Here is a 12,614-nt window from a genome sequence, read left to right on the forward strand (position 1 = left end):
CGTCCGCTCCCGGACGGGGCCTCCTCGCGTGCGGTGCGGTCAGAGCACCGTGCAGGTCTGGTCACCCAGCTTGAAAGCCGTCGGCTTCGTGTTCGTGCCCGACCAGCTTCCCGTGAAGCCGAAGCTCACGGAGGAGCCCGCCGCCACGTTCCCGTTCCAGGCGACGTTCTTCGCCGTCACCGCCGAACCCGACTGGGTGTACTCGGCGTTCCACAGCTGACCGATCGTCTGGCCGTTCGGGAAGGACCAGCCGAGTGACCAGCCGGTCCAGGCACTCGATCCGGTGTTGCCGAGCTGGACGTCCGCCTGGAAGCCGCCCGACCACTGATTCGTGATCCTGTACGTCACCGCGCAGGCACCCGTGGGTGTCGGCGTGGGGTCGGTACCGCCACCGCCGCCCGTGTCGGAGGAGTCGCCGTAGATGACACCGCGGCCGTTCGTCGACACATAGACCCGGCCGTACACCCTCGGGTCACCGGTGATCGACGCACCCGTCCAACCCCACTGATGGGCGTCGTCGTTGATCCGCGTCCAGGTCGAACCCTGGTCCGTGGAACGGAAGATGCCGCGTACGCCGCCGATCTTCGCGCTGGTGTAGAGGGTTTGGTACGAGGCTCCCGTGGCCGCCTTGCCGAAGCCGATGGTGTCGGCCTGCTCGACGTTCGACAGCTTGGTGAAGGACGTACCGCCGTTCGTCGAGTGCCACAGCCCGTACGGACCGTCCGTCGCACCGCCCGCCAGCCACACATCGCCCTTGGTGCCGGACAGTGCCTTGAAGCGGACGCTGTCACCGCTGGGGAGGCCGGTGGCCGCCGAGGCCGTGAAGGTCGCGCCGCCGTCCGTACTGACGTAGAACTTGCCGGACTTGAAGCCGTAGAAGGTCTTCGCGTCGACCCGGTCGGACTCGACGGTCGCGCCCGCCGGGATCCCGCTCGATGCCGCCCAGGACGAACCGAAGCCCGTCGTGTACTGCACACCGGTGCCCGCCGGGCTCCACACGAAGCGGCTGCCGTCCGAGGCCGCCGCGACCGTGCCGCCACCACTGACCCCCGAAGGGTCCGTCCCGCCGAACCAGTTGGCGCCGTTGTCCGTCGAGAACGCGATGTGCGGACCCGAGTCGAGGTTGCCGACCCGGACCACCGTGTTCGGGTTCGACTCGGCGAAGTCCAGACTCGTCGTCGTGGTGAAGTTCGGCTGGGTGTACATCATCGCCGGCACCTTGGTCAGGTCCGTGTGCCGGAAACCGCCGATGTCGCCCAGGGCGCTGAGGAGTTGGGCGCCGCCGGACGGGGGAGAGGCGAGATCGTTGACCGCGGTCTCCTCCAGTCCCTGCACCATCGGCTTGACGGTGAACTGGCTGCCGGAGTCCCAGTTCGTCAGGTTCTCCGTGCCGTAGACCGTCGCGCCGGTCCCGTACATCATCCGGTCGGAGTTGAACGGGTCGATCTCCAAGGCCTCGGTCATCCAGCCGAGCTTCGGCGTCTGCTCGGGCGGTGAGGGATTGGCGCCCCAGGTCAGCCAGGGCGAGGACGACACGTCCATCGTGTAGCGGTTCGAGCGGTTGGGATACGACGTGTAGTCCCAGGCCCTCGTCCAGGTGGCGCCGCTGTCGGTGGAGCGGAAGATCTGGGTGTCCGGCCACCAGGAACTGTACGCCGTCGCCATCACGGTGCCCGGATGCTGCCGGTCGACGGTCAGCCCGCTGAAGCCGTAGTACGTGTCGGCCTCGGCGACCGGGCTGATGTCCGTCCACACACCCGTCGAGGTCGCGTACCGCAGCAGCCGGCCCTTGCCGCCGTCGTACGGACCGCCCTTGTCGCTGTATGCGAGGTACAGATAGCCGTTGACGGTGTCCAGTACACCCTTGTGCGCGAGGTATCCGGTCGGCTGCCCGGCCAGCCGCGACCAGCTCGCACCCCCGTCCGTCGACCGGTACACCGAGTTCTGGAGGTCCGCGACCCCGACGTAGATCGACTGCGTCGCGTTGCCCGACGTACCCGTCCGCCCGTCGAAGGTGACCCACGCGATGCCCTGGTTGTCACTGGCGTAGCCGGAGGTGTCGCTCGGATCCTGTACGTAGTTGCCCACGTTGGGGAAGTTCGCGACCTGCGACCAGGTCACACCGGAGTCCGTCGACCGCCACAGGCCCTTGCCGCTGGGCGCGCCCAGGTACAGCACGCTGTTCTTGTTCGGGTCGATCGCGAGGCGCTCGCCCATGCCGCGCCCCGGCATGTTGCCGCCCAGCTTGAACGGCAGGTCGGTCTTCTGCCAGCTCGCGCCCCGGTCCGAGGAGCGCAGGATCGCCCCGTTCCCCGGGTCCCAGCTGTTGGTGTACGTACCGACCGCCGCGTACACCCGGTCCGGGTTCACGGCGTCGGAGGCCAGGCTCGCCACCCCCGTGTGCCCCCAGTCGTCCCAGCCGACCGAGTCCAGCAATGGCGTCCAGGTCTTGCTGGACTCCACCCAGCGGTAGGCGCCGCCGATGTCGGTACGGGCGTAGGCCAGGTTCTTCTCGCTGCGGTTGAAGACGATGCCGGGGACGAATCCGCCGCCGTCGATCCGGGCGTTCTTCCAGGTGTAGGTGTCGGCGGCGAGCGTCACCTCGGCGGCGTCGTCGGCGGCGAGTGCGGGCGGCGTACCCGCGAGGAGGCCGGCCGCGAGGGCGAGGACGGCCGTGAGGATGCGTGTTCTTCGCACGGGGGGTCCTTTCCGGGATGTGGGGGAGGAGGGGAAGGTGCGAATAGCAAGCGCTTTCTCGACTGGTCGAGAGGTGCCGGGCGACCCCCAGTGCGGGAGGGGGCCGCCCGGCCGGTCGGTCCCGTCGTCAGGTGACGGGACCTCGTACGTGGAGCTCTTAAGCGGTTCCTCGGGAACGGGGGTGAGCTGCCGCGCCCCTGTCTTTCAGGGGCGCGGGGAACTGCGCGACCAGCCACAACGGACCCGCAGCCAGCAGACGGCCCAACCCGCGGAGCGCTTCGCGGGGGCTATTCGAGGAGCTCCGCGTACGAACCCATGGCCAAGGCGATGTCCGCCTGGGCCCAGAACCGGTGATACGTGAACGACGGCACCGCACCGCCCGCGAGATACGCCTCGATCTTCGACCACGCCGGATCGTCCTCGTAGAACGACCGGATGGAGTCGAAGGTCGACGACGAGTTGATCGCGTCGCCATTGGGCATGGTGCCGGTCCAGCCGCTTGGGATGTACACCGCGTCGTCGAACCGGTTGTAGTCGGCCCGGTTCTCCGGCACGGCGATGCCGAGCGCGTCCTGGTAGTTGTCCCACATACCGTCCAGCAAGGCCTTCGCCGTCGTCGCGGCAGCGGTGTCGCCGGAGCGGTCCGCGTAGTACGTCAGGGTCTTGGCGTACGCGGCGGCCACCCCGACGTCGTTGGTGTAGTCGGCGACGGTGACGTGAAGTCCGCTGTTGGCGCCGGGACTTGAGGCGTTCCAGGTGTCGGGCTGGCCCGACCACTGGAGGGTGGAGGGGATCTGGTAGGTGCCGTCCGGGTTGATCGTGGTCTTGGACAGCGCCCAGTCCACCCACTTGTCGAGGACGGTCTTCGCGGCCGCGTTCCCCGTCTGCTGGTAGTACTCCGCCACCCGCTCCATCGACCACGCCTGGAAGCCGAACCACTGGTTGGACGGCGGGTCGTGGTAGACGGGCTGCTGGTCGTAGTACATGCCGTAGAACGTGGACTTGCCGGTCGGCGGGGTCGCGTACCGGCCCGCCCAGCTGTTGGTCGCACCGCCCGCGATGGCGCCCTCGTTGGACTGGAGCCAGCGGTAGAACTCGATCTGCCGGGTCAGCGAGGTGCCCCAATCGGCGGCGCCCGTCGTCGACTTGGGCTTCAGGTCGGCGTAGGCGCTCAGCGCGTACGCGGCCATCGGGTTCTGGTAGCCGCCGTGCGTGTGGCTGGAGCCGATGCGCCAGGCCCAGCCCGCCGAGGTGTCGGTGGCGCCGCCCCAGGCGTAGTACCAGGACATCAGGTACATCGAGGCGTCCTTGCCGGTCCCGGCCGCACAGGTGCTCGGACCGACACAGTTGCCGATCTTCTTGAAGTACTTGTCGTACATCGAGTAGCGCAGGTAGTCGCCCATCTTCGCGGCCTTGGCCACGGTCGCGGAGATCTCGCCACCCTTGCCCTGCGCGTCGGCCCACTTGTCGGCCCAGTACGCGGCCTGCACCGCACGCGCGTCGGCGTCCGGGGCGTTGGTGAACTTCCACTGCTTGGCGTAGGAGGCGTCACCGGTGAAGAGGTCCAGGTAGCCGTTCGTGCCGCCGTACTTGAAGGCGTCGCAGGTCGGCTGCGGAACCGTCTCCCACACCGACTCCTGCGGACCGCGCTGGAAGGTGTTGATGTACGACGGGCCGGTGTCCGTGGGACCCGCCTCGCACTTGCCGGGCGAGTTGCCGTAGCCGTAGACGTTGTCGACGTCCTGCAACCAGTGCATACCGTAGACGTCGTCCGTACCGTACGCGGTCTTCAGTTCACCGGCGATCGGATCCGAACCGACCGACACCCCGGTGTTCAACTGCGCCGGATACTCGTTGGGCGTGTCCAGCTCGGGCGCGTACGTCGCCGGCTTCGAGGCGTTGTAGAAGGAGTTGGTCGGCTGGTCGGCGTGCGTGGGGATCATGTACTTCTCCATGATGTCCCAGGCACCGTTGAACTTGGTCCAGTCGCCGGTCACCTTGCCGTACATGGCCTGCAGCCAGAGAAGGTAGCTGTACGCCTCCGACGTGGTCTCATGGCCGTGGTCCGGCGCCTCGACGATCAGCGTCTCCACCGAGTGATAGGGGATGCCCTCGGGTGAGAAGTAGCCGTTCGCCGGGTTGGTGATCTTGCCGTACAACTCCAGGAAGCGGGCGTCGTATTCGCCCGCGGCCTCGATCTGGGTGACCGTCACCGAGGCCTTGGCGTGCCCGGTCGCCGTGGACTCGAAGGTCGCGGCGCCCGTGCCCGTGGCGGCGGCCGTGATGGTCACGTTCTGGGCGGTGTTCCAGTTCGACGGGGTGAAGGTCAGGGAAGCCCCGCCGGTCACGGACAGGCCCGAGTTGCCGCTGGTGCGGGCGGTCGTCACCGTCACGTTCGCGGACGGCTGCGTCGACAGCTTCACCCCGAACGTGCCCGTCTCGCCCTGCTGCACGGCGAGTTGGGTCGCCGAGGCCACGATGGCGGGGCCCGAGACGACCGTGATGCCGACCGGTGTGGACTCCGCCGACGCGCCCAGGCTGTCGTACGCCTTCGCCAGCAAGGAATGACTGCCCACGGTCAAGCTGGAAACCGAGAGAGAGTACGGCGAGGTCGTGTCGGTGCCGAGCAGCGTGGTGTTGTCGTAGAACTCCACCTTGCTGATCGTGGCGCCGTCGGCGGCCGCGGCGGTCGCCGCGAGCGGGACGGCGTTGCCCTGGGTGTAGACGGCGCCCGCCGCCGGGCTGGTCAGCACGGTGATCGGCGGCTGGTGCGCGCCGACGCAGGTGGTGCCGTTGATCGCGAAGGATGTCGGGGCGGCGTTGGTGCCGCTGTAGGTGAACTGCGCGCCGGTGGAGACCGCGGCACCGGCCGCGATGTTCCCGTTGTAGGTCGCGTTGTTCACCGTGACCGTCTGACCGGACTGGGACCAGGTGCCGTTCCAGCCGTTCGTCAGCTTCTGGTTGCCGGTGTAGGCGTAGGTGAGGGTCCAGCCGCTGATGGCGTCCGTGCCGCGGTTCGTGATCGTCACGTCCGTGGTGAAGCCGGAGCCCCAGTCATTGGTCTTGTAGTCGACGCTGCACTGAACTGCCGCAGCCTGTGCGGGAGTTGAACCCGTACTCAGCATCGCGAACGGAAGTGCCATGGCGGCCACGACGGCCGTCCACAAGCGCCGGACAGCCCGGCGTCTCCTTCTGGGGGGCATGTGCTGGTTCCTCCTTGCGGCTCGGAGAAGTCAAGGCTTGAACCAGTGGGAGCGCTCCCATAGTGGGGATGAGGGTGTGAGGGGTCAAGATGCTTGAAGAGTCGAAAAGATTCGATGAATGTGGTTGAGGAAAAGTCAAGTGACTCCTCTGTTCTTTGCCGTCACTTGGCGCTAGCTTCGGTGACACCAGTGGGAGCGATTCCATCAGTCGACGCGTCCGTCACGACGCGCTGATCTGCAAGGAGTCGCTCATGCGACACCCCCCGCGTTCAGTACTTCTAGCCGTCGCCGGCGCCGTGACCCTGCTCGGGTCCGTGACGGTGCCGGTCTTCACGGCTTCGGGAGCCACACCCGCGTGCACGGTGGAGTACTCCGTCACCAGCCAGTGGGACACCGGCTTCCAGGGTGCCGTGACCATCACCAACAATGCTGCCGCCGTGAGCAGTTGGAGTCTCACCTTCGACCTGACGGGTGGTCAGAAACTCAATCAGGGCTGGAACGCCAAGTGGTCCCAGTCCGGTACCACGGTGACGGCGGCCAACGAGAGCTACAACGGCACGCTCGCCACCGGCGCGAAGACCAGCGCCGGCTTCCTCGGCTCCTGGTCGGGGAGCAACCCGGTACCGACCTCGTTCAAGCTCAACGGCACGACCTGCAACGTCGACGCGGACCCCTCGCCCACGCCGACACCCACCCCCACACCGACACCGACCGGTCCACCGGACACCGGTGACGGAACACCGCCCGTCCTCAGAGTCCTGGGCAACAAGCTCGTGGACGCCGCAGGCACCACGCAGCGTCTGCTCGGCGTCAACCGTTCCGGCGGCGAGTTCATGTGCGTGCAAGGCTACGGCATCTGGGACGGGCCGGTCGACGACGCCGCCATCAAGGCGATCGCCGACTGGAACGCCGACACGGTCCGCATTCCGCTGAACGAGGAGTGCTGGCTCGGCCTGTCCAACATCAAGCCGGAGTACGCCGGTTCGAACTACATCAACGCCGTCAAGGACCTGGTGGCGAGGGTGAAGGCGAACGGCATGACCCCGATGCTCGAACTGCACTGGACCTACGGCCAGTACACCGGCAACTCGGCAGGCTGCGCCGACGTGCACGCCAGCTGCCAGAAGCCGATGCCCGGCATGCAGTACACCCCGTCCTTCTGGACGTCGGTGGCGAACACCTTCAAGGACGATCCGACCGTCGTCTTCGACCTGTTCAACGAGCCCTACCCGGACCGCGCCACCTCCACGACCACCCAGGCGTGGCAGTGCTGGCGGGACGGCGGCACCTGCTCCGGCATCGGGTACGAGGTCGCCGGTATGCAGGATCTCGTCGACGCCGTACGGGCGACCGGCGCCGGCAACCTGATCCTCGCCGGCGGGATCGCGTACTCGAACGACCTCAGCCAATGGCTGACGTACAAGCCCAGCGACCCGAAGAACAATCTCGCGGCCGCCTGGCACGTCTACAACTTCAACACCTGCGCGAACGAGAGCTGCTGGAACTCCCAGCTCGCCCCGGTGGCGGCCCAAGTGCCGCTGGTCGCCGGGGAGATCGGCGAGAACACCTGTGGCCACACCTTCATCGACCAGGTCATGAAGTGGTTCGACGACCGTGGCCTGTCCTACCTGGGCTGGACCTGGAACACATGGAACTGCTCCTCCGGTCCCGCCCTGATCTCCCACTACGACGGAACCCCCACGTCGTATGGCATCGGGCTGCGCGATCACCTGCGCGCGGTCAATCCGTAGATCCCGTATCGGAGAGGGAAACCCGCACTCATGAGTCGTACCAGAACCGCACTCCTCGCCGCCCTGGCGCTGACCGCCGGGGCCACCGGAACGGCGCTCGCCAACGTCCCGGCCGACGTCGGTGTGACGGCCATCCCCTGCACCGTCGACTACAAGATCCAGAACCAGTGGGGAACCGGCTTCACCGCCGCCGTGACGATCACCAACAACAGTGCCGCCAAGAGCAGTTGGGCGGTCAAGTGGGCGTACGCCGGCAACCAGCAGGTCACCAGCGGCTGGAACGCGAAGATCACCCAGAGCGGGACGGCCGTCACCGCCGCCAACGAGACCTACAACGGCACGCTGGCGACCGGCGGTTCGGTGAGCTTCGGCTTCAACGGGTCCTACAGCGGCACCAACGCGATCCCGACCACCTTCACCCTCGACGGGGTGACCTGCAACGTCGACGACGGCGGCAGCGGTCCGACGAACCCGCCGGACCCCGGGGGCGGCACCCGGGTCGACAACCCCTACACCGGCGCCAAGGTGTACGTGAACCCGGAGTGGTCGGCGAAGGCCGCCGCCGAGCCGGGCGGCAGCCGTATCTCCAACCAGCCCACCGGTGTCTGGCTGGACCGGATCGCCGCGATCAACGGTGTGAACGGCGGAATGGGCCTGCGCGCCCACCTGGACGCGGCCCTGGCCCAGAAGGGCTCCGGCGAAATGGTCGTCCAACTGGTCATCTACAACCTGCCCGGCCGTGACTGCGCCGCCCTCGCCTCCAACGGCGAACTCGGCCCGACGGAGATCGACAAGTACAAGACGCAGTACATCGACCCGATCGCCGCGATCCTCGCCGACACCAAGTACGCCGGGCTGCGGATCGTGACCACCATCGAGATCGACTCGCTGCCCAACCTCGTCACCAACACCGGCAGCCGTCCCACCGCCACCCCGCAGTGCGACGTGATGAAGGCCAACGGCAACTACCAGAAGGGCGTCGGCTACGCCCTGAACAAGCTCGGTGACGTCGCCAACGTCTACAACTACATCGACGCCGGACACCACGGCTGGATCGGCTGGGACGACAACTTCGCCGCCAGCGCCACCGTGATGAAGGAGGCGGCCACCTCCGAGGGCGCCACCGTCAACGACGTGCACGGCTTCATCGCCAACACGGCCAACTACAGCGCTCTGAAGGAGAACAACTTCACCATCAACGACTCCGTGGCCGGCAAGTCCGTCCGCGAGTCCAAGTGGGTCGACTGGAACCGGTACGTGGACGAGCTGTCGTTCGCCCAGGCGTTCCGTAACCAGCTGGTCACCACCGGCTTCAACTCCGGCATCGGCATGCTGATCGACACCTCCCGCAACGGCTGGGGCGGCACCGCGCGGCCCGCCGGACCGGGGGCGACGACGGACGTCGACACCTATGTCAACGGCGGCCGCTACGACCGTCGAATCCATGTCGGCAACTGGTGCAACCAGTCCGGGGCCGGCCTCGGTGAGCGTCCGCAGGCCAACCCGGCGACCGGGATCGACGCCTACGTGTGGATCAAGCCCCCGGGTGAGTCCGACGGTTCGAGCTCTGCCATCCCCAACGACGAGGGCAAGGGCTTCGACCGGATGTGCGACCCGACGTACACGGGCAACCCGCGCAACGGCAACAGCATGTCCGGTTCGCTGCCGAACGCTCCGCTGTCGGGGCACTGGTTCTCGGCGCAGTTCCAGCAGCTGATGACGAACGCGTACCCGGCGCTTTAGCTCTGCTGGTTGCGCCGTTTGCGACTGCCGGTCCGTTGTGGCTGGTCGCGCAGTTCCCCGCGCCCCTTCAGGGCGCGGGGAGTCCCGTTTCTTTGCCGTATCGGCAACACTGGTGGCCTCTCCGCGGTGCGTCGGCGCACGCTGGTCGCATCGGGACGAGAGGCTGACCGCCATGGCGCACGATCACCACCACCACGACCACGCCGACATCGACTGGGCCGAGATGGCCCCGATGCTGGAAGAACAGGCCGAGCTGTACATGCCGATGTACGAGCGGGCCATGGCATGGCTCGCCAAGCGGCAGACCGAGCCGGGGCTGGTCGTCGACGCGGGCAGCGGACCCGGTGTCGCCTCCTGTCTGCTCGCCGAGAACTTCCCCGGCGCCCGGATCGTCGCCATCGACGGCTCCGAGCCGCTTCTCGAACGGGCCCGCGACCGGGCGGGCCGGCTCGGTGTCGCGGACCGCTTCGGCACACTCGCCGGTGAACTGCCCGGCGTACTGGACGACCTGGAGTACCCGGCCGATCTGATCTGGGCCAGCTGGAGTCTGCACCACCTCGGCGACCAGCGGGCCGCGCTCGCCTCGTTCGCGGACCGGCTCGCGCCCGGCGGCACGCTGGCCCTGCTGGAGGGCAGCCTGCCCACCCGGTGTCTGCCGCGCGACATCGGGATCGGCCGCCCGGGTCTCCAGGCCCGGCTCGACGCGCTGCACGAGGACTGGTTCAGCGAGATGCGGGCCGGGCTGCCCGGCACCGTCGACGTGATCGAGGACTGGCCGGCGCTGCTGGCCTCCGTGGGCCTCAAGCACACCGGCACCCGCACCTTCCTGCTCGACCTGCCCGCCCCGACCACGGACCGGGCCCGCCATGTCGCCGTCAACACCCTGACCCGGATGCGTGAGGTGGTCGGCGACCGCCTCGACGCCGAGGACCGCGCCACCCTCGACCGGCTCGTCGACCCCGACGACAAGGCGAGCATCCACCACCGGCCGGACGCCTTCTTCCTGGCCGCGCGTACGGTGCACACGGCAGCCCGAGGCGTCTGACGCTCAGCAGCGGCCCGGCCGGGCGTAGACGCTGATCCGCGCGCCCTGCACCCGGCGGGTGCCGCACTCCACGAAGTACGCGGCGAGCACCCGCCGCTTGACCCGCTCCTGGGCGGTCCCGTCGAGGGGTTGACTCACCGGGTCCCGCAGCACCACGATGCGAGCCGTCGCCAGCATGCGCACCCGGATGCCGGCAGCCGGCACCTCTGTGCCGTACAGCGTGTGCGAGGCCGCCGGCCCGCGCTCCAGGGCCAGATCGCGCAGCCCCCGCACGGACCCCGGGTCCACCAGCGACCACACCCGGCGCCGCGCCGGCATGTAGAGCACGCCGTCACCGTCGCTCCCGGCCGCGCGCACGGCCTCCGCCACGGCGGTGACGTCGTCGGCACGGCTCTGCGGGGTCCGCAGACCCACGCCGACGGGCAGCAGTACGAGGAGGGCGGCGCCGGTGGCGAGTACGGCGACCGCCCGGATCCGGCCACGCGCCCGCAGCGACCGGTCGAGAACGGCACCGACCAGCAAGGCGGCGCCGGCGTGACCGTAGAGCACGTAACGGTCCACGAAGAGCGGCTTGAACGGGGTGGAGAGCAGCAGCAGGAACGCGGGCAGCACCAGCAGGGCCGGCGCGAAGCCGGGCAGCGGGCCGCGCCGGGCCGGCGGGTCACGCCGGAGCAGCACCGCGCAGACCAGCCCGAGCACCGTCACCGCGGAGAAGCCCACGAGGTCGCCGCCCACGCCGCCGATCCACGCGACCTGTTCCGACTGGCCCATGCTCACCACGGCCAGCGGGGCGAGGCAGCCGCAGACCACGGCCGCCACCCGGAGGCCGGTGCGGCGGGCGGACCGGGGCAGGGCGAAGAGGTGCGCGACCACGGCGAGTACGGCGAACTCGTGCAGCAGACACGCGGCCACCATGACCGCGGCGTAGCCGGCCCACACTCGACGCGAGCGTGTCTCGACCGCCCGCACCAGCAGATACGACGCCCACACCACCAGCATGCAGACGACTGCATACGATCGACCTTCTTGTGCATACCGTTGCACCGGCGGCAGCAGCGCGAACACGACCCCCGCGAGCAGCCCCGCCCGCGCCCCCGCCAGCCGACGGCCCAGCAGCGCCAGCGTCCCGCTCGCCACGGCGGTCGCCAGGACCGACGGCAGCCGCAGCACCAGCAGTGGATCGGCACCGCCGAACACGCCGAACAGGCCGTGCAGCAACAGGTAGTACAGGCCGTGCACGGCGTCCGCCTGGCCCAAGGTCGCCCACAGGTCGGGCAGCGAGCGGTGCGCCATGTCGTACGACACCGCCTCGTCCCGCCACAGGGCGCCGCCGCGCCGGACGCCCCACAGGCCGAGGACGAGGGAGAGGACGGCGGGCGGGAGCGCCGTCGCGAACGCGTGTGGGCGCGGGCCGACGGGAGCGTCCGGCAACCGTGCGGGCCGCAGAAGGGGTCTGGGTGAGTGTGTGGTGGCGATGGTCGGCTCCGTGGCTCCGAGGCGGATGACGTGCGGTCGTGCACCACGAGTCCAGAGGCCGAGGGATTGATGGGCAGCCCAGGTCAGGAACGCCAATCAACCCGTCCGGAGCGGCCGTCGGTGGGTGGGACGGCCGCGAACGCAGGGGGAAGCGCATGGGGCGCCGTGAGAAACCACTGGACCCGGGGCTCGGTGCGGTCCAGCGATTCGCCTACGCACTGCGCAAGTTGCGCGACGAGGCGGGCACACCGACGTACCGGTCGATGGCACGGCAGGCCGGCTACTCGGGGCCCACGCTGTCCGCCGCTGCGGCCGGGGAACGGCTGCCGACACTGCCGGTGGTGCGGGCGTACGTCGTCGCGTGCGGGGGTGATCCCGAGGAGTGGGCGCGGCGGTGGAAAGAGGCCGTCGCCGAGGTGGGCGACGCGCGCGTCTCCGACAGCGCGGACGACGATCCCGGCCCGTATCCGGGGCTGGCCCGCTTCGGCACGGGCGACGAGGAGCACTTCCACGGGCGCGGCGAACTGGTCGACGGGCTGGTCCGGTTGACCGGGCGGGCGAGGATCACCGCGGTGGTGGGGGCGTCGGGGAGCGGCAAGTCGTCCTTGTTGCGGGCCGGGTTGATACCGGCGCTGCGGGGGCTGTCTCTTTTAACCATTTTGCCCGGCCCAGCGACAGGGTAGGGGCAGTACGGGGTGG

At 69.0% G+C, this 12,614-nt stretch carries 7 protein-coding genes; 4 read left to right on the forward strand and 3 right to left on the reverse strand.

The window, feature by feature from the left end; genetic code table 11:
* Positions 1-39 precede the first annotated feature (39 nt).
* Positions 40-2,697 (reverse strand): cellulose binding domain-containing protein, encoded by a 2,658-nt coding sequence (locus HLK59_RS31005; RefSeq protein WP_171144869.1) that lies wholly within the window; start codon positions 2,695-2,697, stop codon positions 40-42.
* Between the two features lie 287 nt (positions 2,698-2,984).
* Positions 2,985-5,900: a glycoside hydrolase family 48 protein gene (locus HLK59_RS31010; RefSeq protein WP_171144870.1), complete on the reverse strand. Its 2,916-nt coding sequence runs from the start codon at positions 5,898-5,900 to the stop codon at positions 2,985-2,987.
* A gap of 251 nt (positions 5,901-6,151) precedes the next feature.
* On the opposite strand from HLK59_RS31010, the gene HLK59_RS31015 reads away from it, so the two are divergent.
* From HLK59_RS31015 to HLK59_RS31025, 3 genes are all read left to right on the forward strand, one after another.
* The gene (locus tag HLK59_RS31015) at positions 6,152-7,651 is read left to right on the forward strand and encodes a cellulase family glycosylhydrolase (protein WP_171144871.1); all 1,500 of its coding nucleotides are present in this window, start codon (positions 6,152-6,154) and stop codon (positions 7,649-7,651) included.
* Between the two features lie 30 nt (positions 7,652-7,681).
* Complete coding sequence (locus HLK59_RS31020) at positions 7,682-9,394, forward strand: glycoside hydrolase family 6 protein (protein ID WP_171144872.1); 1,713 nt, start codon at positions 7,682-7,684, stop codon at positions 9,392-9,394.
* A gap of 172 nt (positions 9,395-9,566) precedes the next feature.
* On the forward strand, positions 9,567-10,439 hold the full coding sequence (locus HLK59_RS31025; protein WP_171144873.1) for a class I SAM-dependent methyltransferase: 873 nt from the start codon (positions 9,567-9,569) through the stop codon (positions 10,437-10,439).
* Positions 10,440-10,442: 3 nt separating this feature from the next.
* On the opposite strand, the gene HLK59_RS31030 is transcribed toward HLK59_RS31025, so the two are convergent.
* Positions 10,443-11,870 (reverse strand): glycosyltransferase family 39 protein, encoded by a 1,428-nt coding sequence (locus HLK59_RS31030; protein ID WP_240982738.1) that lies wholly within the window; start codon positions 11,868-11,870, stop codon positions 10,443-10,445.
* A 200-nt stretch (positions 11,871-12,070) separates the two neighbouring features.
* Here HLK59_RS31030 and HLK59_RS31035 point away from each other — a divergent pair, with 200 nt between their 5' ends.
* Entirely contained in the window at positions 12,071-12,598 is a 528-nt protein-coding gene (locus tag HLK59_RS31035; protein WP_171144874.1) for a helix-turn-helix domain-containing protein, read from the forward strand.
* Positions 12,599-12,614: the final 16 nt, after the last annotated feature.

Origin of the sequence: Streptomyces sp. S3(2020) (assembly GCF_013044505.1) — a bacterium.
Lineage (GTDB): Bacteria > Actinomycetota > Actinomycetes > Streptomycetales > Streptomycetaceae > Streptomyces.